The organism is Shinella sp., from assembly GCF_052438155.1.
Lineage (GTDB): Bacteria > Pseudomonadota > Alphaproteobacteria > Rhizobiales > Rhizobiaceae > Shinella.
Genome location: NZ_JBQVPI010000006.1, coordinates 152401 through 174086, shown reverse-complemented (window position 1 = coordinate 174086; position 21686 = coordinate 152401). Strand labels below are relative to the sequence as shown.

Here is a 21686-nt window from a genome sequence, read left to right as displayed (position 1 = left end):
GCACTATGATGCTGCTCGGCGACGCCAAGAAGATGACGGACGACATCGTCAAGGCGATGAACCACTGATCGGCAAACGCACGAAATGAAGAAGCCCGCGAGATGATCGCGGGCTTTTTTGTTTTAGAGCGCAGAACGGCTTCTGCGTGTCCTGACATTTGAAATCCACAATGACGAAAGCCCGGGAGAGCGAAGCTCTCCCGGGCTCCCGACAGACCGCATGGGCGGGGATGGTGCGGTCAGTGTTTGCGCTTCTTGCAGCCGCAGTCGCTGCCGCCGAGGATGCCGAGCGTGTTACCATTCAGGACGCCGGACAGCGTGCCGTTGAGGGTGTTGTTCAGAACGCCGTTCAGGATGTTGTTGCCGTCATTGTCGCTGAGGATGTTGCCGACACCGACGCTCGGGGCGATGACGATGCCGCCGGTCTTGTTACCGCCGAGAATGCCGAGGCCGAGAAGGCCACCAGCGGATGCCTGGCTGGTACCGGCGAATGCGAGGATGGTTGCGACGGCGATGATGCGAACCTTGTTCATGTCTCTCTCCTTCGGTTGAGTACCTCCTCGGTACGCAACTGACGGTAATATAAGTGCTGATTAATTCAACCGGATTTGCCAGTCATAGCAAAGAGTTAACCATAATATAGACAAGTTTAACGATTGCCAATCACGCACAACCCTTAGTGCATCAAGTCGCAAAGCAAGCGGCAATATCAACCATTGAGAGAATTCTTAACCATACAACCCTAAGATTCTGCTCCAATAACGGACAGGAACGGAATCCGATGCCCTCTCCTCGCGGCCCCATTTTCGTGGCTCTGATGCTTACCGGATGCAACCCGTCTTTTGCAGATTCAACTGTTGATTACAGTATCGGCGGCGGTTGGACGTCGAACATTTTTCAGGACCCGACCGCCCTTCCCGCTGCTTTCGGCGAGGCGAAACTTGGTTTGCGGGGCAGTCTCGACCTCGAAGACTCCCATTTCGCCTACGGACTGACCACAAGCGTCCGGCGTGTGCCGAAATACGACTTTGCCGACCAGCGAACGCTCGGCGGCGAAATCGGTTATACCCACGATCTTAGCAAGACCATGAAGCTGACACTCAAAGGCGGTCTCGAATACCGGCGATCCGGCGATATCTTTCTGTCCCTGCCCGGCCTGCTGATCGGCTACCGCAAGGCCGACATCGCGGCCGCCACCAGCGTAGGCCTGACGGATGAACGCTGGGGTGGCAAGAACCATGTCACCGCCGCGGTCTCCAATCTCAACCGGGGCAAGGCCCATTTCACGCTCCGCGGATTGCGGCCCACGCAGCTCGAAGCCGGCAATACGCTCTACGAGGTGAGCGGCGGTCACATCCGTCCGCTGCTGGGCGGCGAGGTCGGCGTCACCGTGCAATACCGGACGAACCATATCGACCGGTGGGAACAAAAGACCTTCGGGCAGTTCCCGGCCGAAACGCTGCGCGGCTCGCTCGCCTATGGCCGCGCCTTCAAGAACGGCATCACCGTGATGGCGGAGGCCGGTATCGTCGGCGTGTTCAGTCCCTATCTCGGCAAGACGGTCGAGCGCGCCCGCCCCTTCCTGAAGGGCGAAGTGGCATGGCAGGTTTCAAAGAAGACGGTCCTGAAGGCAAAGCTCACGCGCGACATCCAGCTCGCCGATGTGGACGATTCACTCGGCGAAGACGTGCGCACCGTCGGCCTTTCGTTGGAAAAGGCGCTGACGGAAAAGCTGAAATTCGGCCTCGCCTTCGAACAGGCCTATAGCGACTGGCTCTACTTCGACTATCGCACACGCACGAAATCGCTCTCGGCGACCCTCACCTACACCTTCGCGAAGGGCGCGACGGCGGCGCTGGAATATAGCCGCCTCATCCGCCGCGAGACCGACACGGCCGCCGACTTCGAGGTCGACGGCCTTGCAGCGCGGCTGTCCGGTTCGTTCTGATACCTACCATTCCAGTTCGAGATGTGGCCGCCCGTTCGAGGTTTTTGCGGCCGTCCGCCCCGTCTCGTCGACGGTGCAGTTCACCCGCTGGCGAAAAGCCGAAAAACTGTCGAAGGTCACCACATCCACCGGCTCGTCGAAATGCAGCGTCATGCGGTAGCGCCCGGGCTGGCTGGTCAGCGCCTGCACGCCCAGCACTTCGGCATCGAAGGGCTGGCCGAGATAGTGGCCGCGCACGCGCGAGCCGAGCATCCACGGATTGAACGGCGGCCGGTTGCCGACGATCGCGTGCAAGGTGTTCCAGTCGCGATAACCGTATTGCGCGGCGATGAGTTCGAGCGCGCGGGAATGGGCAATGGCCTGGCCGTCCTCGGCAAAACGGGCACGCAGCCGCTTCGCCTGGTCTTTCAGGGCATCGAGGGATGGCAGGGGCGTCGGGGATGGACGCATGTCGGATCTCCAGTGTCTGCATGCGTCATTTCGGAGGGAGCCCGCATTGCCACCGGTTCGCATGCATGATGCTGGAAGACCGATTGTTTCTGAGAGAGACTTCACCAAAGCTTGCGCTCGCGGACGGCAGGGGCTCTCACCCTTGCTCCGCACATAGGGCTTTATCCGCTTTCTGTCAATTTCGGACGTCTTGCATCGGTGGCGGAAGCATGGGAGCAATCGGGGCAGGAGGCCCCATCATGACATCAGTTACCCTTTTCGCCTTCGCCGCGGTCGCCTTCATCGGCATTGCCACGCCGGGCCCGACGGTCCTGCTCGCACTCACCAACGGCTCGCGCTACGGCATGCGCCGCGCCCTGCCCGGCATGATCGGCGCCGTGCTGTCGGATTTCGTGCTGATCGGCGCGGTCGCGCTCGGATTGGGCGCGCTGCTCGCGGCCTCCGAATTCTGGTTCTCCGTCGTGAAATGGCTGGGTGCCGCCTATCTTGCCTTCCTCGGCATACAGATGCTGCGCTCCACCGGCTCGATCGGCCGGGCACTCGACGATGCGCAGTCAGCCGGTCGAACGACAGCGAAAGCCATCTTCACAAAAAGCTTCCTCGTCGCCGTCACCAATCCGAAAGGCTATCTGTTCTTCTCCGCCTTTCTGCCCCAGTTCATCGACCCGTCGGCGCCCCAGGCGCAGCAATACATGCTGCTCGCCCTCGTCTTCGCGGCTATCGATTTCATGGTGATGGTCGGCTATGCCGCCCTCGGCACACAGGCCGTGCGCGTTCTCAAGACATCGGGAGCCGCCTGGCTCGACCGCATCTGCGGTGGCGCGCTCTTGGCACTGGCGGGATCGCTCGCCTTCTATCGTCGCGCAGCGAACTGAGCCGGCCCGCCCCCTAAGGGCAGGCCAACTCGCGCCGGTCTTCAGAACCGGTAGGTGACGCCGGCGCCGACCAGCCAGGGGTTCAGCTTCGCCTTGCCCGTCAGGGGCGTGCCGTTGAAATCGACCTTCCACTTGGGTTCGAGGAAGATCTTCTTCACGTCGAAGTTTACACCCCAATGTTCGTCGAGCATGTAGTCGAAACCGACCTGGAGGGCGGCACCCACCTTGTTTTTGACCTTGAGGTCGGAGAAGGCACCCGAGCCGGACTGGTTGTAGAAGTACGTATAGTTCACACCGGCACCGACATAGGGCTTGAAGGCGCCGAAATCAGTGAAGTGATACTGCAGGGTCAGCGTCGGCGGCAGGAGCCATGTCTTGCCCACCTTGCCGAGACCGGCAATCGACCCGTCCGCCTCGATGTTCGCATAGGTCGTGCCGAGAATGAGTTCGGCCGCAATGTTGTCCGTGAAGAAGTAGGAAATATCGAGTTCGGGAACGACCGAGTCCGAATAGGAGAGGCTCGACCCTGCGATGCCATTTACGGAACCGGAATCATTGGTGATGACACCGAGGCCGCGCACGCGGATCTGCCAGGGGCTTTGCGCCGCGAGATCCACCGTCGCTTCCGGCGGGGCCATGCGTTCTTCGAGGTCCGCCGCCAAGGCCTGATTGCCGAACAGCATCAGACCGGCCGCCATTCCGGCAAGCACCAACCGGCTTTTCCCATTTCCATTCATGTCGTCTCTCCATCATCGCGACTCGTCTTTTTCGGAACGACTATGGAGCCGGGAGGCGAGCGTCTCCCTTGAGATGGATCAAACGAAAACCAAACGGAGAAAGGATTGGCGCGATATCCGCACCAATCTTGACAATTGCCCAATTAAAACAATGACAAACATCAAATTGGAAAGAGCCGGCTCATCGCCGGCTCCTTCTCAGGCAGCCTTGCGCACGTCCAGGATGACGCGGCGCCGGCCGCTGGCGACGAGCACGCCTGCAGCACCGTCCAGCCAGCCGTCCTTCAGTTCGAGCGCCAGGAAACGGCGCCGCTCGAAGGGGCCAGGCATGACGAGGTGCTGCGCCTTGTCGGCAAAGAAGCCGAAGCGCTCGTAATATTCCGGATCGCCGACGAGCAGCACCGCACCATGGCCGCGGTCGCGCGCCTCGGTGAGGGCCGCCCGCATCAGCGCGCCGCCAATGCCCTTGCCCTCGTGTTCGCAATCGACGGCGAGCGGGCCAAGCAGCAGCGCCGAAACGGCATTGCCGTCGGAATCGACGCCCGCCTCGACATTCCACAGGCGCACCGTGCCGATGACATGGCCATCCGGATCGCGGGCGACAAGGGCGAGGCCCTCCGCCGGCATGCGGCCACGGCGCAGCTTTTCGGACGACTTGCGGAAGCGGGCCTCGCCCATGACGCGGTCGAGCAGACGCTCGCGCGCCACGACGTCGCCGGCATTTTCCTGGTCGATGGTGAAGGCGGCATGCGCGAAGAACGCGCGGACAGAATCAAGAACAGTGGCCATCTCTGGGCCTCCCGTGCTCAAAACCGATTCAAACGGTATCCAAAACTGATTGTGAATTTGGTGCTCCCGTTCGTAACGGGAGCACCGATAGGCTTAGATGACGTAGGCCTTGAGCGGCTCGAAGCCGTTGAAGGCGACTGCCGAATAGGTCGTCGTGTAGGCGCCGGTACCCTCGATCAGAACCTCGTCGCCGATCGAAAGGGTGATCGGCAGCGGATACATGTTCTTCTCGTACATCACGTCGGCCGAATCGCAGGTCGGGCCGGCAAGCACGCAGGGCTCCATCTCGTCCTGATCACGCGCGGTGCGGATCGGGTAGCGGATCGCCTCGTCCATGGTTTCGGCGAGACCGCCGAACTTGCCGATGTCGAGGAAGACCCAGCGATGGTTGTCGTTATCCGACTTCTTCGAGACGAGAACGACTTCCGCCTTGATCACACCCGCATTGCCGACCATGCCGCGGCCCGGCTCGATGATGGTTTCCGGAATCTGGTTGCCGAAGTGCTTCTTCAGCGCACCGAAGATCGCCTTGCCATAGGCTTCAGCCGACGGAACGTCGCGCAGGTACTTCGTCGGGAAGCCGCCGCCCATGTTGACCATCTTGAGCTCGATGCCCTGCTTGGCAAGCTGCACGAAGACGCGCTTGGCATCGGCAAGGGCCGCATCCCAGGCGTCGAGCTTCGTCATCTGCGAGCCGACATGGAACGACACGCCGTAGGAGACGAGACCGTTCTGGTGGGCGTAGACGAGCACGTCGACGGCCATCTGCGGCACGCAACCAAACTTGCGCGACAGCGGCCATTCGGCACCTTCGCCGTCGGTCAGGACGCGGCAGAACACGCGGGCACCCGGAGCGGCACGGCCGATCTTCTCGACTTCCTCATGGCTGTCGACGGCGAAGAGCGAAACGCCGAGCGCATGCGCCTTGGCAACGTCGCGTTCCTTCTTGATCGTGTTGCCGAAGGAGATACGGCTCGGGGTCGCACCGGCATCGAGCGCCATTTCGATTTCGGCGACGGACGCGCAATCGAAGTTGGAGCCCATGGAGGCGAGCAGGCGCAGGACTTCCGGCGCCGGGTTTGCCTTGACGGCATAGTAGATCGAGCTGTCGGGCAGCGCGTGGCGGAACGCCTTGAAATTGTCACGCACGACATCGAGGTCGACCACGAGGCACGGGCCGTCGGGACGTCGGGTGTTCAGGAAGTCGATAATACGTGCAGTCGCCATTTCGGTATTCCCCATATCCAGGTTGCTCCGGGAAACCCGGAGGACAAAGGGCAGGATGCGAGCACGCTCTGGAACCAGCCGGTGGAGACCCCGGAACCAAGCATGCGCATCATGCGCGATCGGTGAACCGAAGCCCGCCTAGGCTTCAATTCGGCTTTGTCTGCCTTTGATTGGTGGGAAAACCCGACCGCACGTCCGGCAATGAAGGTGTGCCTCTTCAGTAACCCCGGCTGTTGGAAAGCCGGCAGACACCAGAAAGGCCCGCACCGTCGTTGCTTCAAGATGTCCTCGCTCTTCCGGTTGGCCGGAGAAACGACTGGAGGGGTTAGTTCCAGGTACCTTACCGAGTTCCTCACCAAATCGAGGGTCGGCGGACACCCACAGGCACGTGCGACTTTGGGCAAGGGGGAGATAAGAAGAATCGCTGTCGCAATCAAGAGGTTTTTTGCATTTCGCTATTGAAAATATCCTCCCAGCCACGACATTCGCGAAACGTAGTTTCAAAGCATGGTTATAACGCACCGGCCATCACGTTTCGGCCGGCCCTGCGCCGCCTTTGCATTTCCGGCGATGCGGCGCGACAGTCGAGTGGGGATACATGGACACATTGACCCGAATCCGGGCCTTCATCGACGTCGTTGACGCCGAGGGTTTTTCCGCGGCCTCGCGCAAGACCGGTCGGTCCAAGGCGCTGCTTTCCAAATATGTGCGCGAGCTGGAGGACGAACTCGGCACCCTGCTGCTCAACCGCACCACCCGCCAGTTCTCGATGACCGAGGCCGGCCATATCTATTATCGCACCGCCTCCGACATCCTGAAGGAGATCGACAACCTCGCCGATCTCGTGCGTGAGAAGAACACGGACCTGCGCGGCAAACTGAAGGTTTCTGCCCCGCGCACCTTCGTCGATGCCGATATCGGCCAGTCGCTCATCGATTTCGGCAAGGAGCATCCGGAACTCTCGCTGGAAATCGTCTCCGACGACCGGTTCGTCGATCTGGTGGAGGAAGGCTTCGACGTCGCGGTCCGCATCACCAAGCTTGAAGATTCGGCGCTTATCGCCCGCAAGCTTGGCGATTTCCACCTGAAAGTCTGCGTGAGCGCGGAGTTCCTAGAACGCGTTGGCCCGATCAATCATCCGAACGACCTCGCCCGCCTGCCCTGCATCATCGACACCAACGGCAAGTCGCACAGCAACTGGCGCTTTATCGACGAGAAAGGTGCCGGCTTCAGCGTTCCGGTCAGCGGCAATATCGAAGTCAACAGCCCGACCGCCGCAGTGCGCGCTGCCGCAAGCGGCCTCGGCGTCGCGCAGGTGCCGGCCTTCATCGCCCGTCCCTGCCTCGATGCCGGCCGCACCGTCTCGATTCTCGAAGACTATCTGCCAACCGACCGCGGCATCTACGCGATCTACCCACACCGCCGCTACCTGCCCGCGAAGGTGCGCACCTTCGTCGATTTCCTGCACGCCTGGTTCCGCCGCAATCCCGGCATCGAGGCGTAATGCAGCGCTGGTAAGGTCCCAATTCCGACCCATTTGCGGTACATTCAACCGGACGATTCTGAAGACCGCCCCGCCGCTTCGAGAGGACACAAACCGATGCGATTGCTCCCCCTTCTCGTTGCCGGAGCAGCCTTCATCGCCCCGGCTGTGGCGTTTGCCCATCCGCACATCTTTGCCGAGGCGCGACTGGAAGTGGTGGCCGGCGAAGACGGCACGGTCAGCGAGCTGCGTAATGTCTGGCGCTTCGACGACATGTTTTCCGCAAGCGTCGTGATGGACTTCGACAAGAACAGCAATTCCGTGCTCGATCCGGACGAGCTGGCCGAGGTCGGCAAGACCGTTCTCGAATCGCTCGAAGAGTTCAGCTACTACACGACGATCACTGAAGACGGCAAAACCGTGAAGGTCGGAAAACCCGACGCGATCAATGTCGACTTCAAGGAAGGCCAGCTCCTGATGTTCTTCTCCGTCAAGCCGGGCGAAGTGATGCCGCTCAAGGGCAAGCTCACCTTCGGCGTCTATGACCCGACCATGTATGCGGCGATGGATTTCGCGTCCGATGACGACCTCGTTGCCGTCGGCGACAAGTTTTCCGCCTGCACGCGCACGGTGGTGCGGCCCGATGCGGACGAAGTGCTTGCCCAGAACCAGGACACCTTGACGGAAGCCTTCTTCAACGACCCGGCCGGCACCGACATGTCGAAACTCTTCGCCACCCGTCTGGAGATGTCATGCTGACCCGCGGACGCGCCCTTGCCCTCGCCACCGTGACGCTCGCCATCGTGGCCACGGTCTCCCTCGCCCATGCCCAGTCACCGCTCGGCATCGGCTCGGCGGAACCGGGCTTCAATACGACCGGCACCTTCGGCAGCCTGTTCGGCTGGATCAACGCGCAGCAGCAGGGTTTTTACCGGCTGATGACCGGCGCACTGAAGGAGATGCGCACGAACCCCTGGGCAGCCTCGACGCTAGTGGCGCTGTCCTTCGGCTACGGCGTCTTCCACGCCGCCGGCCCCGGCCATGGCAAGGCCGTCATCTCGTCCTACATGCTGGCAAACGAGGTGGAGCTGAAGCGCGGCGTGTTGCTCTCCTTCCTCTCCTCGATCCTCCAGGGCATCGTCGCCATCCTGCTGGTCGGCGCGGCCTTTCTCTTCCTGCGCGGCACCACCGTTTCGATGACCGACGCCACCCGCGCGCTCGAAATCGGCAGCTATGCCCTCATCACCCTCTTCGGCGCCTGGCTGCTCTTCAGGAAACTGTGGCCGGCCAGCCGGCGCGCCTCCGCGCTCGGCGCCCAGGCGGTCGAGGTCCATGACCATCATCACGAGCACGATCACCACCATCATGCAGGCGAAGTCTGCTCGACCTGCGGCCATGCCCATGCGCCGGATCCGTCACTGCTGAAAGGCGAGCGTTTCGCGCTGCGCGAAGCCTGGTCGGCCATCGTCGCGGTGGGGCTGCGCCCCTGCTCCGGCGCACTGATCGTGCTGAGCTTCGCGCTCCTGAACGGCCTTTATCTGGGCGGCCTGCTCGCCGTCTTCGCCATGTCGATCGGCACGGCCATTACGGTGTCGACGCTAGCGACCCTCGCCGTCACCGCCAAGGGTGCGGCCGTGCGCTTCGCCGGCAACGGTTCGGCCGGCCAGCGCATCGGCACCGCCATCGAAATCGGCGGCGCAGCTCTTGTGATGGTTCTTGGAATGCTCCTGCTTGGAGCCTCGCTGCAGGCCTAGTTTCCGCGGTTGCGCTGGTAGCGCGCCCTGAGCCAGAACAGCAGGAAGAAAGCGAGCACCATCAGCGTGCCGAACACGCCCGCCAACCATGGCGATACGTCGCCAAGGGCGATCATGACGCGCGGCAGGAAGTAGAACACCACGCCTGTGCCGAGCAGGATGAAAAACGCCGCAAGCGCTGCCGATTTTCCCTTGTTTTCCTCGCTCATGCCGCGTCCGCCTTGGCGATCTCGGCGCGGATGTCTTCCAGTTTGCGCTTCTGCTGGCCATCGGCATCGAAATTGTCTGGCGAAAGCCAGGCATCGAACGCCTTGGCGACGGCCGGCCACTCGCCATCGATGATCGAGAACCAGGCGGTGTCGCGGTTCTCGCCCTTCGACAGCATGTGCTGGCGGAAGACGCCCTCGAAGGCGAAGCCGAGGCGGGCGGCGGTGCGTTTGCTCGCCGCATTGCCGTTGTGGCACTTCCACTCGTAGCGGCGGTAGCCGAGATCTTCGAAGACATGCTTGGCGAGAAGATACTGCGCCTCGGTGGAGAGGGCCGAGCGAGCCATGCTGGGGCCATGCGCAATGCCGCCGATCTCGACGACACCGTTTGCCGGGTCGGGCCGCATGTAGTGCGCCATGCCCACGACCGTGTCGCTTGCCTTGTCGACCATGACCTCGCGCACCCAGCCGGATTTGATCACCGCCTCGGTCCACGCATCGAAACCGTCAATGCCGGTGAAATCGGCCTGTGCGAAATAGCGCAGCAGCGGGTTGATCGCCATGCCGCCAAAGGTATCCCAGAGGGCTTGAAGGTGTTTGGCGCGGTCGTAGGGCTCGAGGCGCACCGTGCGGCCTTCAAGCGTAACGGGTGCCGGTGGCGGGCAACCCTTCCAGTCTGTGAGATCGCGCATGCAAATTCTCCTTCGGTCGTTGCCGAAGGGATAGAACAGGCGGCCTGCCGGCGCAACGTGGAAAGCGGGGAGCGGCGTTCGGCCGCTCCCCGGCAAGTCTTAGACGGTGGCGGCGGAAACCGTCGCCTCGATGTGGTCGACCAGCGCATCCGGCAGGTTGAGGCGGCCGGCAAGCAGGTCGAGATAGCCACGTTCGGCGCGCGACTTCGGCTCGATGGCGAGGCGTGAAGCGGTGTAGAGTTCGACACGCTGTTCTTCGGTCGTCGCCGCTGCGATGATCGCATCGAGATCGACCGGGTTGGCAAGTTCGTCTTCGAGGAACTGCGCAGCATCGGCGCCGAGGCCGGAGACCTTCAGCTTGTCCATGATGCGGGTACGCTCGGCCTCGTCGATATGGCCATCGGCGCGCGAGGCGGCAATCATGGCGCGAACGAGGATAAGCGCGAAATCGGTGCTGACGGCTTCGGGGTGGAAGCCTGAATCGGTCGGCGGCGGCAGGAGTTCCGGGGTCGTGCCCTGTGTGGTCTCGACAGGGTTCTGGCCGGCCTTGTAGTTCTTGTAGGCCTGGTAACCGAGGCCGGCGATGGCGGCGAGACTGCCGAGCTTCAGCGCGGAGCCCGCCACCTGGCGGCCGGTGCCTGTACCGAGCAGCACGCCGGCAATGGCGATCGAGGCAAGCGGATTGTCCTTGGCGAGCTGGGTGACCTGGCCGGCGCGGTCGCGCACCGATCCGCCGGCACCGGGCACCTGCGAACCGAGGAACTGGTCAAGCAACTTCTTGGCGTCAAACATAGGGCGTCTCCGTTTTTCTTGTCATCGCAGGGGCCGACTGCAAGGCAAGATAGGAATGCACGCCCCGAATTACAAACGCATAACGGGCGACCAAGGGCCGCCCGTCTGCAATTCCTTTGAACCTGTCTCAGCCCTTGAGCGCTGCGGCTTCCGCTGCGAGCTTGGTAATGCCGGCCCAGTCGCCCTTGGCGACAAGCTCCTTCGGCGCCACCCACGAGCCGCCGACGCAGACGACATTCGGCAGCGAAAGATAGTCGCGGGCATTCGACAGCGTGATGCCGCCGGTCGGGCAGAACAGCGTGCCGGCAAGCGGCGAGGACAACGACTTCAGGTAGGCCGCACCGCCCGCCTGTTCGGCCGGGAAGAATTTCAGCACCTGATAGCCCTCTTCGCGCAGGCCCATGACCTCGCTGGCGGTGGCGGCACCCGGCAGAAGCGGAATATCGGAATCGTTTGCCGCATCGATCAGCTCCTGTGTCGTGCCGGGGCTGACGATGAACTGCGAGCCGGCTTCCACGGCCGCCTCGAACTGCGCGGCATTGAGGATCGTACCGGCACCGGCGACGGCACCCTCGACCTCGTTGGCAACCGCACGGATCGCCTCGAGCGCGGCCGGCGTGCGGAGCGTGATCTCGATCGCCTTCAGGCCGCCGGCAACAAGCGCGCGCGCCAGCGGAACGGCCGTCTTGAGATCATCGATGATCAGCACCGGCACGACCGGCTGCAGCTTCAGGACGGAAAGGAGCTTGGCGTTTTTCTCGCTCATGGCACGACCTTTTAAAACGATTGAATTTTGATCCGAATACCGCGTCTGCGACGTTCTGTCGAGCCTAAAGCATGATTCATGGCCTTGTCATGACACACTTATCGTGTAGTCTTTCCCTCGCCTAAGCCTGTCTCCAACTGCGAAAGCGTGCCTGTGGCAAAAGAGATCGAGCGGAAGTTCCTGGTGTCTGGCCAGCGATGGCGTACCTTCGCAGACGAAGGCATCGCCATACGGCAAGCCTATATTGTTGCTCAGGATGACCGGTCTCTGCGGGTCCGCATCTACGGCGACGGCAAGGCGCGCATCACCCTGAAGGTCGGCCATGCCGCGCTTGTTCGCGACGAGTACGAATATGACGTCGACCGCGACGAGGCCGAGGACATGCTGCGCCACGCCATCGGCAATGTCATCGAAAAGGTGCGCTACAAGGTGCCGCACGAAGGTCATGTCTGGGAAGTCGACGTCTATGGCGGCGCTCAGCAGGGCCTTATCATCGCCGAAGTCGAACTGGCCTCGATCCATGACGAGCCGAACCTGCCGAACTGGGTCGGCCGCGAAGTGACGGGCGAGAGCCAGTATTCCAACCAGTCGATGGCGCTCGGCGCCAGCGATGGCGCAAGCCTGCATCAGCTTGCCTGACGGCGCTACAGAGCGCCGCATTGCCTGAAATGCGCCAAAGCTGTATGTGGCGGCCATGACAAACCAAACCTCCCTGCCCGCTGAAGACGGCACGTTCCTCGTGGCGGCACTTTACCATTTCGTCTCGGTGCCGCGTTTCGCGGACCTTCGCGACCCCTTGCAGGCGCTCTGCGAGGAAAACGGCGTACGCGGCACGCTGCTGCTGGCCCACGAAGGCATCAACGGCACGATCGCCGGCCCGCATGCCGGCATCCGCACGGTCCTTGCCTTCCTGCGCAGCCAGCCGGAATTTGCCGGGCTGGAGCACAAGGAGAGCTTTGCAAGCGACATGCCCTTCCTGCGCATGAAGGTGCGCCTCAAGAACGAGATCGTCACGATGGGCGTCGAGGACATCGACCCCACGCGCTCCGTCGGCACCTATGTGGCGCCGGAGGACTGGAATGCGCTGATTTCCGATCCGGACACGATCGTCATCGATACGCGCAACGACTACGAGACGGCGATCGGCATGTTCAAGGGCGCGGTCGATCCGAACACCAAGACGTTCCGCGAGTTTCCGGACTGGGTGCGCAACAATACCGGCCTGCACAACAAGCCGAAGATCGCCATGTACTGCACCGGCGGCATCCGCTGCGAGAAGGCGACCGCCTTCATGAAGGAAGAGGGTTTCGACGAGGTCTACCACCTCAAGGGCGGCATCCTGAAGTATCTCGAAGAGGTGCCGGCGGAGGAAAGCCTTTGGGAAGGCGCCTGCTTCGTCTTCGATGAGCGCGTTTCCGTGCTGCACGGACTGGAGGAAGGCAAGCACAAGCTCTGCCGCGCCTGCCGCCATCCGTTGACTGCCGAGGACGTCACCTCGCCGCTCTACGAGGCCGGCGTTTCCTGTCCGCAATGTTACACGACCCGGAGCGAGGACGACCGGCTGCGCTTTCGTCAGCGCCAGAAACAGATGGATCTCGCCCGCAAGCGCGGCGAACGCCATCTCGGCAAGTGATCAACTGGCCGCTGCCTGCACGGCGGCTGGCGGAATGAGCAGTTCGCTGATCGCCTTCTCGCTCATCGGCCTGCCGAAGAAATACCCCTGGAGCTGGTCGCAGCCGCAGAGATGCAGGAAGGCGGCCTGCTCGCCGGTCTCCACGCCCTCCGCCGTCACCGGCATGTCGAAGGACGCGGCGAGCGCCACGGTCGCCTGCAGCATCGCGCCGCCCTTCACCGATTGCCCGCCCGCTATGGTGAGCGACCGGTCGATCTTCATGCGGTCGAAACCGAAGCGGATGAGATAACCGACACTCGAAAAGCCAGCACCGAAATCGTCGAGCGCAATGCGCACGCCGCCAGCCTTCAGCCTATCCATGACGAGCTTCGCGCGGCCGGGATTCTGGATGAAATAGCCTTCGGTGATTTCCAGCGTGACACGCGACGGCTCGATGCCCGCAGCCTCGATAATCGCCAGGGCCTGATCCGGAAAATAGGGATTGCGGAATTGCGCCGGCGAGACGTTGATCGATATGCCGATATCCGGCCAGTTGCGCGCCGCCTCGCAGGCACGCTTTAGAACCAGCGGACCGAGCGCATCGATGATGCCAGTCGCCTCCGCCAGCGGAATGAAGACGTCCGGCGGCACCGACACGGTCCCGCCGCGATGCCAGCGGGCGAGCGCCTCCACGCCGCAGATCTCACGGCCGCGCGCCTTGACTATCGGCTGGAAGACGACGTCGATCTCGCCCTGCGCCACGGCCACCCGCAGCGCTTCCTCCATCTCCCGCCGCTCGTCGCGGTCGTCATCCATCAGCGTTTCATAGTGCATGGCGCGGCCACGGCCGGCATGTTTTGCCCGGTACATGGCGACATCCGCCCGTCGTAGAAGCTCCTCGCTGCCGACCGCCCCCTTGCGCGAAACGGCAAGGCCGATGCTGGCGCCGACAATGGCGACACGCTCGCCGATGGCAAAGGGTTCTGCAAAGAAATCGAGGATGGACCGCGTCAGCCGCTCGGTCTCCGGGCCATCCACCGTGCCGAGGAAGGCGATGGCGAACTCGTCGCCGCCGATGCGGGCGAGCAAGGTGCCCGGCGGAACAAGACGGGCAAGCCCGGCCGAGACCCCGCGGATCAACCGGTCGCCGACCCCATGGCCGTAGAAATCATTGACGTCCTTGAAGCCGTCGAGATCGAGATACAGCATCACGACATCGCGCTCTTCCAGCACAGCGCGCGCATTCAACTCGTCGAGGCCGAGATAGAGGCCGGTGCGGTTGCGAAGGCCGCTCAAGCGGTCGGTCAAGGCCTGTATGCGGGCCTTGTTCTCATCTGCCTTGAGGCGGATCACGAAGGCAGCGCCGGTCAGCACCAGCAGCACGAAGAAGACGATGACCCCGGCCAGCGCGAGGAGAACGAGCGGGCGCACCTGCGCATAGCTTTTGTCGCCCGGCGCATCCGGCGTCCAGGACAGGTAGCCGAGCACCGTTCCGCCGGGGTTTGTCAGGGGCACGGCCGAGCCTGTCGCTGGCTCCTCCTGCGTCAGTATAAGGCCGGAAATCAGAAAATTGTCGGCGATCCGTGCGATCCGCGCCGGTGACAGGTGCCGGATGATGAAGAGGGTGCGCAGGGCATCTGCCGGCGCCTTTACCGCATCGGAAACCGGGCGGATGGCCGACACGGCCGCAACGGCGGGGCCATGCGGCGTATGCAGGAAAGCCCCCAGTTCCTCGCCGGGCTCCAGCCCTGCCTTGATGACCTTGTCGTAAAGATCCTCAAACACCGTGCCACCATAGGAATGCGCATCCGCCTCCAGGGGTGCGCCATTTCGATAGGCGAGCATGGTACGGCCGTTTTCATCGACGAGGAAAACCGTATCGAAAAGCGGGCCGCCCTCCGTGGCGAGGCCGAAATTGGTGACCAGCCAGGGCATGTCGGCCTGACCATAAATGGCCTGCACGGCATCGTCCCAGACCGCGTAGTCGCGCACCGTCGTGACCATGGAACTGCGCTGCGACGAGAGGGAACCGAACACCGCCTGGCGCGTGCGTTCCTCATCCAGTTCATTGGCCCGGTTGGCGAGAAAGCCGAGCGCCATCATGACGAGAATGGTGGCAAGGCTGACGACGACGGCAAAGGACGCGAGCACGCCCAGCACGACCGCAAGTCGTCTGGCGCCGATCATGCTCGAAAGGTGGCGCGCAAGTCGCAGCATCGTCTTCTCCGGTCGAAGAGCGATGATGCGGCAGAACCGTTATGAATCCTTTACGTCGGTCATGACAATGCGAGCGGTATCAGGCTGCGCGGTGGTTGCCCTTCGGAAACTGGGCGGCAAGTTCACCGTACCATTGGCCGCTCTTCTTCACCGTGCGCACCTGTGTGTCATAGTCGACATGCACGATGCCGAAGCGCATGCGATAGCCTTCCGCCCATTCGAAATTGTCCATCAGGCTCCAGGCGAAGTAGCCGCGCATCGGATAACCCTCGCCGATCAGGTCGGCGGTAACACCGAGATGCTCGGCGATGTAGTCGAGGCGCGGCTGGTCGTCGACCGTGCCGTTTTCGACGCCCATATTGTAGCAGGCGCCGTTTTCCGTGATGTAGCAATCCGGCAGCGCATAGGCCGCATTGAGCTTGCGGATGAGATCGCCAAGCGCCGGCGCATAGACCTCCCAGCCGATATCCGTCTGGATGTCGGCAATGGGCGGCGCGGGCACCGTGGCGGGGAAGACGGCGCCTTCCGACGGGTCATCCAAAACCCGCATGGGCGTGTAGTAGTTGAGGCCCCACCAGTCGAGCGGTTGGCTGATCGTTTCCATGTCGCCCGGCTCGATCTGCGGCATGCGGTGGCCAAGCGCCGAAAGGAAGCTTGCCGGATACTCGCCCTTGAAGACCGGGCCGAAGAAGACGCCGTTGTGAAAATCGAAGGCGCGGGCGGCAGCGGCCTGGTCCGCCGCGCTGTCGCTGCCGGCATAGGTCTGGTGGGCATTCAGCACGAGGCCGACCGGCAGATCCGCCCGCTCGGAGCGGATGGCCGCAACACCAAGGCCGTGCGCCAGGTTCGTGACATGCAGGGCGTGCAGCGCCGCATCCATGTTGCGTTCGCCGGGCGCGTGGATGCCGTAGAGATGGCTGAGCCAGACGGAGCACCAGGGCTCGTTGAAGGTCGCCACCGCGTCCAGCCGGTCGCCGAGGCGGGCGATGGCGGTTTTTGCATAACGCTGGAAGGCATAGGCCGTCGATCGCGCCGTCCAGCCGCCATTGCCGGCCAGCATCAGCGGCAGGTCCCAATGGTAGAGCGTCGCAAAGGCCTTGATGCCGCGGGCCTTGAGGCCATCGACGAGGCGGTCGTAGAAATCCAGCCCCTTCTCGTTCACCGGCCCGGTGCCCTCCGGAATGATGCGCGGCCAGGCGATGGAGAAACGATAGGCCTCGACGCCGAGCGACTGGATGAGGTCCAGATCCTGCTCCAGGCGATTATAGTGGTCGCAGGCGACATCGCCATTGTGCCGGCCGAAGACCCGGCCGGGCATGTTGGAGAAGGCATCCCAAATCGACGGCTTGCGGCCATCCAAATTCGTCGCGCCCTCGATCTGGAAGGCGGCCGTCGCCACGCCGAACACGAAATCGCCGGGAAAACGCTCGGCAAGGGTCTTGGGATCGATCATCGTCATCTCTTGAAATGGTGGCCAGACGTACAGGCGCTAAAATCTGCAACGTTGCAGTAAAGCCATCATACGAAAAGTCAACCATCGCGTGATGGTCGCGTGATGGTCACCTGCACAGACATCCACGCGGCGGCTTTTCGCCCCTGGATGGCGAAGAACACGCAAGCATCTTGGTCACCAGGCAGGAGCATGGCAAAGCCGCAGACCTAAAACAGGCTTCACTTAAACAAAGCTTAGGAGTTCTTCCTTCAAAGTATCCATGCAGGGATGGAGATCTGGCGCGTGGTACGGCGAATACCCAAGCATCTCGTTCGGAAAGGCATGTTCATCGAATCCGTCGAGTGCCCGAACGCGGAATTCGACGGCCGGCGGTTCCTGGTGCAATCCGATGAGACCGTGCGCGCGATCCTTGCGACGTCGGCGGCCTATGCGCTGGTCAATCCGCAGAGAAGCACGATCGATATCGACGAAGCTGCCGATCTGAAGGCCGAGGAGCGCCGCCGCACGCAGGAAACCGTCACACAGGCGGCAAGCGCCCTGCGCAACAGTTTCGATGCCGTTCGCTCCGGCAATCTTCAGATCGATACGCTGGGTCCGGTCGCCGGGGAGATTTCCGAACGCATCGACGCGTCGCCGGAGGTTTTCCTCAAGGTCACCCGCCTCAAGACCAAGGACGAAGGAACCTATGTCCACTCGCTGGCGGTGAGCGCCCTGATGATGAAGCTCGCCGGCCTGCTCGACTATGACGAAGACATGGTGCGGGAACTGGGCGTAGCGGGCCTGCTGCACGATGTCGGCAAGCTGATGATACCGAATGCCATTCTCAACAAGACGGGCAGTCTGGAAGCAGAGGAACGGCGCGTGGTGCGCAACCATCCGGAGGTCGGCTACCGGCTGCTGAAGGAACAGGGCAATGTTTCGGAGCTGACCCTCGACATCTGCCGGTTCCATCACGAGATGCTCGACGGCAGCGGTTATCCGCTCGGCCTGAAGGCGGAACAGCTCAGCCCGGAAATCCGCCTTGCCACTGTCTGCGACGTCTTCGAAGCGTTGACGAGTGCGCGCCCCTACAAGCGGGCATGGGCAACACGCGACGCGCTGAACTGGATGTTCGATCGCGGGCAGATGTTCGACAAGAAACTGGTCATCCGCCTCGGCAGCATCTTTTCCTGACGCAGCCGCGACCGCCGCGATGACGCGGCGGCCGCTGGCGGAGACTGATCAGACCTTCACCCACGCCCCGTTCTTCTTCGACGACTGCACACAGGCATCGACGAAGAGCATGCCCTTCAGGCCGTCATCCACCGTCGGATAGACGATGGCGGGATCCGCCGCGGCGCCGCGGCGCTTGGCATAGATCGCGCGGGCGGCTTCGGAATAGATGTTGGCAAAACCTTCGAGATAGCCTTCCGGATGGCCGGAGGGCACGCGGCTCATGCGCGCGGCAGCAGGGCCCGAACCGGCACCGTTGCGGGTGATGAGGCGCTTCGGCTCGCCGAAGGGCGTGTACCAGAGGTAGTTCGGATCGGCCTGCACCCATTCGAGGGCGCCCTTGGTGCCGTAGACGCGCACCTTGAGGCCATTCTCGTGGCCGGGTGCCACCTGGCTGCACCACAGCATGCCCTTGGCGCGCGCGCCGTCCTTCTCCTTGAAGCGCAGCATGACATGGGCGTTGTCGTCGAGGCGACGGCCTGCCACGAAGCTGTCGAGATCGGCGGACAGTTCCTCCAGTTCGAGACCGGAGACGAAGCAGCCGAGATTATAGGCATGGGTGCCGATGTCGCCGGTGGAACCGCCGGCACCCGACTTGGTCGGGTCGGTGCGCCAGGCGGCCTGCTTCTGGCCGCTGCTCTCGATGTCTTCCGTCAGCCAGTCCTGCGGATATTCCATCTGCACCAGACGGATCGGGCCGAGTTCGCCGTTCGCCACCATTTCGCGCGCCTGGCGGACCATGGGATAGCCGGTGTAGTTGTGGGTGAGCACGAAGAGCGCATCGCTCTCCTCCGCCAGCTTCTTCAGCTTGCGCGCATCGCCAAGCGTCGAGGTGAGCGGCTTGTCGCAGATGACGTGGATGCCGCGCTTCAGGAATTCCTTCGCGGCCTCGTAATGCACGTGGTTCGGCGTGACGATCGCCACCGCCTCGATGCCGTTCTTCAGCTTGGCCTCGCGGATCGCCATTTCCTTGAAGCTGCCATAGCTGCGCGAGGGATCGAGCCCGAGCTCGCGCGCCGACTGCTCGGCCTTTTCCGGCGAGGACGAGAGCGCGCCGGCGACAAGCTCATAGTGATCGTCGAGCCGGGCGGCGATGCGGTGCACCGCGCCGATGAAGGCGCCGGAGCCGCCGCCGACCATGCCGAGCCGGATACGGCGTTCCCGCGTTTCGCTTGCGCTTTCTTCGATTGCCATCCTGTATTCCTCCTTAAAGCCCGAGCATGCGCCGGTTGGCGGCGTCATCCGTGCCGGCATCGGCAAAATCGTCAAACGCCTTTTCCGTGACGCGGATGATATGCGCCTTGACGAATTCCGCGCCTTCGCGGGCACCGTCCTCCGGATGTTTCAGCGCGCATTCCCATTCGACCACGGCCCAGCCCGAAAAGTCGTTGGCGGCCATCTTGGAGAAGACGGCGCCGAAATCGACCTGGCCGTCGCCGAGCGAACGGAAGCGGCCGGCGCGGTTGACCCAACCCTGATAACCGCCATAGACGCCCTGCCGGCCGGTCGGATTGAACTCGGCATCCTTCACATGGAACATGCGGATGCGGTCCTTGTAGATGTCGATATTGTCGAGATAGTCGAGGCACTGAAGGACATAGTGCGAGGGGTCGTAGAGCATGCAGGCACGGGCATGGTTGCCGGTGCGCTCCAGAAACATCTCGTAGGTGATGCCGTCGTGCAGGTCCTCACCGGGATGGATTTCGTAGCAGATATCGACGCCGTTCTCCTCGGCATGGTCGAGGATCGGCCTCCAGCGTTTTGCTAGTTCGTCGAAGGCGGTCTCGACGAGACCGGCGGGGCGCTGCGGCCAGGGATAGACGAAGGGCCAGGCGAGCGCACCGGAAAAGCTGGCCATGGCATCGAGGCCGAGGTGCCTGGAGGCGGTGAGCGCCATCTTGACCTGCTCGACGGCCCATTCCTGGCGCGCCTTCGGATTGCCGCGCACTTCGGGCGCGGCAAAACCATCGAAGGCCTCGTCATAGGCCGGGTGCACGGCGACAAGCTGGCCCTGCAGATGGGTGGAAAGCTCGGTGACCTCGACGCCGTTTTCACGCGCCTTGCCGGCGAACTCGTCGCAATAGGTCTTGGAGGCGGCGGCCTTCTTCAGGTCGATGAAGCGCGCATCCCAGCTCGGAACCTGCACGCCCTTGTAGCCGATGTCGGCGGCCCATTTGGTGATCGAGTCCCAGGAATTGAACGGCGCGGTATCGCCCGCGAACTGCGCAAGAAACAGGGCCGGGCCCTTGATCGTCTTCATCGGTGACTTCCTCCCATGGACGCGGCCGTCCGCGCGGCCAGTCTCGAATATTTTTGCGGTACGTACCGCAGCGCGTGAAAAGCTAACGGCCTTTGGCGGGGCGGGCAATGTGAAATTGTGGGCAAGGGGCAAGAAAAACCGCCCGGGGCATCATGCCCCGGGCGGTCTGGTTTTCGTCAGATCAGAACGGAGAATCCGGGAAGTAGAATTCCTTCGCATTGTCCTTGGTCACCAGCGTCGCATCGATCGTGTAGACGCCGCGCACAGGAACCTGGCCGTAGAAGTTGGCGACGGTCATCTCGAGCGCCGTGCCGACCATTGCCGGCGGATAGAGCACGTCGACCGGGATCATCTTGTCGCCGTCCATGACCTTCTTGATCATGTCCTTCGAACCGGCACCGGCGATGACATACTGGATGTCCTTGCGGCCGGCCTGCTCGATGGCCTGGAGCACGCCGACAGCCATGTCGTCGTCCTGGCACCATACGACGTCGATCTTCTGGTACTTGGTCAGGTAGTCCTGCATGACCTTAAAGGCGTCGTCTCGGTTCCAGTTGCCGTATTGACGGTCGAGGACCTTGACGCCGGAGCCTTCGATGCCCTTGTCGAAGCCGTCCTGGCGCTGTTGGTCGATCGGGATCGCCATGCCACGGATGACGACGACTTCGGCTTCCGGCGTCGTGGTCTTGATATATTCGCCGGCCGTCTGGCCAAGTGCGAAATTGTTGCCGGCGACGTAGAGGTCACGCACGGAACTGTCGTTGGTGCTCGGCGCACGGTCGACGAGCGTCACGAACGTGCCCTTGCCCTTCACTTCCTTGATGGCGTTGACCAGCGGATCCGGATCGGTCGGCAGGATGACGAGCGCGTCGATGCCCTGCGTTTCAAGGTCCTGCACGGCATTCGCCTGGCTTGCCGGATCCGGCGAAGTCTTCACGATGATGTTGAGGCCCGGATTGCGCTCCATGAGGAGCTTGGCGACGCGTTCGGCGTGGAAGACGACGCCCGAGGTCCAGCCATGGTCGGCGGCCGGGATCGAGACGCCGATCGTGACCTTCTTTTCTTCCTGTGCGTGCACGACGCCGGCGACGAGCGCCATTGCCGCGACCGTCAGGCCCAATAGTTTCTTGCGCATGAATTTCCTCCCAAAATCAGGTCTTTCCTTCGTGGCCGGGCGACCTGTGGACCCGGCTAGTTCCCCCGCAAAAGCGTTT

At 62.7% G+C, this 21686-nt stretch carries 22 protein-coding genes; 8 read left to right on the top strand and 14 right to left on the bottom strand.

Annotation, left to right across the window (positions count from 1 at the left end):
- Positions 1–238 precede the first annotated feature (238 nt).
- Entirely contained in the window at positions 239–532 is a 294-nt protein-coding gene (locus tag ACT6VE_RS13695) for a hypothetical protein (protein ID WP_444799135.1), read from the bottom strand.
- A gap of 413 nt (positions 533–945) precedes the next feature.
- Between ACT6VE_RS13695 and ACT6VE_RS13690 the strand changes: the two genes are divergently transcribed.
- Positions 946–1947 carry an outer membrane beta-barrel protein gene (locus tag ACT6VE_RS13690; RefSeq protein ID WP_444799134.1) on the top strand — a complete coding sequence of 334 codons (1002 nt, stop codon included), beginning with the start codon at positions 946–948 and terminating at the stop codon, positions 1945–1947.
- 3 nt (positions 1948–1950) lie between these two features.
- On the opposite strand, the gene ACT6VE_RS13685 is transcribed toward ACT6VE_RS13690, so the two are convergent.
- Positions 1951–2397, bottom strand: coding sequence for a glyoxalase superfamily protein (locus ACT6VE_RS13685; RefSeq protein ID WP_444799287.1), 447 nt, complete (start codon positions 2395–2397; stop codon positions 1951–1953).
- A 239-nt stretch (positions 2398–2636) separates the two neighbouring features.
- Here ACT6VE_RS13685 and ACT6VE_RS13680 point away from each other — a divergent pair, with 239 nt between their 5' ends.
- The gene (locus ACT6VE_RS13680) at positions 2637–3272 is read left to right on the top strand and encodes a LysE family translocator (protein ID WP_444799133.1); all 636 of its coding nucleotides are present in this window, start codon (positions 2637–2639) and stop codon (positions 3270–3272) included.
- A gap of 41 nt (positions 3273–3313) precedes the next feature.
- On the opposite strand, the gene ACT6VE_RS13675 is transcribed toward ACT6VE_RS13680, so the two are convergent.
- The 3 genes from ACT6VE_RS13675 to odc2 form a co-directional block, all read right to left on the bottom strand.
- On the bottom strand, positions 3314–4009 hold the full coding sequence (locus tag ACT6VE_RS13675; RefSeq protein ID WP_069061095.1) for an OmpW/AlkL family protein: 696 nt from the start codon (positions 4007–4009) through the stop codon (positions 3314–3316).
- 198 nt (positions 4010–4207) lie between these two features.
- Entirely contained in the window at positions 4208–4798 is a 591-nt protein-coding gene (locus tag ACT6VE_RS13670; protein ID WP_444799132.1) for a GNAT family N-acetyltransferase, read from the bottom strand.
- 93 nt (positions 4799–4891) lie between these two features.
- Complete coding sequence (odc2, locus tag ACT6VE_RS13665) at positions 4892–6025, bottom strand: ornithine/lysine decarboxylase (RefSeq protein ID WP_069061626.1); 1134 nt, start codon at positions 6023–6025, stop codon at positions 4892–4894.
- Between the two features lie 598 nt (positions 6026–6623).
- Between odc2 and ACT6VE_RS13660 the strand changes: the two genes are divergently transcribed.
- The 3 genes from ACT6VE_RS13660 to ACT6VE_RS13650 all read left to right on the top strand — a co-directional run bounded on the left by ACT6VE_RS13660 (position 6624) and on the right by ACT6VE_RS13650 (position 9262).
- Positions 6624–7529, top strand: a complete 906-nt coding sequence (locus ACT6VE_RS13660) for a LysR family transcriptional regulator (protein WP_444799131.1) — start codon at positions 6624–6626, stop codon at positions 7527–7529.
- A gap of 96 nt (positions 7530–7625) precedes the next feature.
- Positions 7626–8267 carry a DUF1007 family protein gene (locus ACT6VE_RS13655; RefSeq protein ID WP_444799130.1) on the top strand — a complete coding sequence of 214 codons (642 nt, stop codon included), beginning with the start codon at positions 7626–7628 and terminating at the stop codon, positions 8265–8267.
- Positions 8261–9262: a nickel/cobalt transporter gene (locus ACT6VE_RS13650; RefSeq protein WP_444799129.1), complete on the top strand. Its 1002-nt coding sequence runs from the start codon at positions 8261–8263 to the stop codon at positions 9260–9262. The genes ACT6VE_RS13655 and ACT6VE_RS13650 overlap by 7 nt, the downstream gene beginning before the upstream one ends.
- Here the strand turns inward: ACT6VE_RS13650 and ACT6VE_RS13645 are convergent.
- The 4 genes from ACT6VE_RS13645 to ACT6VE_RS13630 all read right to left on the bottom strand — a co-directional run bounded on the left by ACT6VE_RS13645 (position 9259) and on the right by ACT6VE_RS13630 (position 11718).
- Positions 9259–9471 carry a hypothetical protein gene (locus tag ACT6VE_RS13645; protein WP_069061090.1) on the bottom strand — a complete coding sequence of 71 codons (213 nt, stop codon included), beginning with the start codon at positions 9469–9471 and terminating at the stop codon, positions 9259–9261. The genes ACT6VE_RS13650 and ACT6VE_RS13645 overlap by 4 nt on opposite strands.
- The gene (locus ACT6VE_RS13640) at positions 9468–10160 is read right to left on the bottom strand and encodes a GNAT family N-acetyltransferase (protein WP_444799128.1); all 693 of its coding nucleotides are present in this window, start codon (positions 10158–10160) and stop codon (positions 9468–9470) included. Before ACT6VE_RS13640 ends, ACT6VE_RS13645 begins: the two co-directional genes overlap by 4 nt.
- A 99-nt stretch (positions 10161–10259) precedes the next feature.
- Entirely contained in the window at positions 10260–10952 is a 693-nt protein-coding gene (locus tag ACT6VE_RS13635) for a tellurite resistance TerB family protein (RefSeq protein WP_444799127.1), read from the bottom strand.
- 127 nt (positions 10953–11079) lie between these two features.
- Positions 11080–11718, bottom strand: coding sequence for a 2-dehydro-3-deoxy-phosphogluconate aldolase (locus ACT6VE_RS13630; protein WP_444799126.1), 639 nt, complete (start codon positions 11716–11718; stop codon positions 11080–11082).
- A 153-nt stretch (positions 11719–11871) separates the two neighbouring features.
- Here ACT6VE_RS13630 and ACT6VE_RS13625 point away from each other — a divergent pair, with 153 nt between their 5' ends.
- Positions 11872–12357, top strand: coding sequence for a CYTH domain-containing protein (locus tag ACT6VE_RS13625; protein ID WP_444799125.1), 486 nt, complete (start codon positions 11872–11874; stop codon positions 12355–12357).
- 55 nt (positions 12358–12412) lie between these two features.
- Complete coding sequence (trhO, locus tag ACT6VE_RS13620; RefSeq protein ID WP_444799124.1) at positions 12413–13351, top strand: oxygen-dependent tRNA uridine(34) hydroxylase TrhO; 939 nt, start codon at positions 12413–12415, stop codon at positions 13349–13351.
- Here the strand turns inward: trhO and ACT6VE_RS13615 are convergent, their stop codons facing one another.
- On the bottom strand, positions 13352–15547 hold the full coding sequence (locus tag ACT6VE_RS13615; RefSeq protein ID WP_444799123.1) for a putative bifunctional diguanylate cyclase/phosphodiesterase: 2196 nt from the start codon (positions 15545–15547) through the stop codon (positions 13352–13354). It abuts the gene before it with no gap.
- 79 nt (positions 15548–15626) lie between these two features.
- The gene (locus tag ACT6VE_RS13610) at positions 15627–17000 is read right to left on the bottom strand and encodes a GH1 family beta-glucosidase (protein ID WP_444799122.1); all 1374 of its coding nucleotides are present in this window, start codon (positions 16998–17000) and stop codon (positions 15627–15629) included.
- A 321-nt stretch (positions 17001–17321) separates the two neighbouring features.
- Here ACT6VE_RS13610 and ACT6VE_RS13605 point away from each other — a divergent pair, with 321 nt between their 5' ends.
- On the top strand, positions 17322–18173 hold the full coding sequence (locus tag ACT6VE_RS13605) for an HD-GYP domain-containing protein (protein WP_444799121.1): 852 nt from the start codon (positions 17322–17324) through the stop codon (positions 18171–18173).
- A 48-nt stretch (positions 18174–18221) separates the two neighbouring features.
- Here the strand turns inward: ACT6VE_RS13605 and ACT6VE_RS13600 are convergent, their stop codons facing one another.
- The 3 genes from ACT6VE_RS13600 to ACT6VE_RS13590 form a co-directional block, all read right to left on the bottom strand.
- Positions 18222–19406 carry a Gfo/Idh/MocA family protein gene (locus tag ACT6VE_RS13600; RefSeq protein ID WP_444799120.1) on the bottom strand — a complete coding sequence of 395 codons (1185 nt, stop codon included), beginning with the start codon at positions 19404–19406 and terminating at the stop codon, positions 18222–18224.
- A gap of 13 nt (positions 19407–19419) precedes the next feature.
- Positions 19420–20472: a sugar phosphate isomerase/epimerase family protein gene (locus ACT6VE_RS13595; protein ID WP_444799119.1), complete on the bottom strand. Its 1053-nt coding sequence runs from the start codon at positions 20470–20472 to the stop codon at positions 19420–19422.
- 181 nt (positions 20473–20653) lie between these two features.
- Positions 20654–21607, bottom strand: coding sequence for a substrate-binding domain-containing protein (locus tag ACT6VE_RS13590; RefSeq protein ID WP_444799118.1), 954 nt, complete (start codon positions 21605–21607; stop codon positions 20654–20656).
- Positions 21608–21686 lie beyond the last annotated feature (79 nt).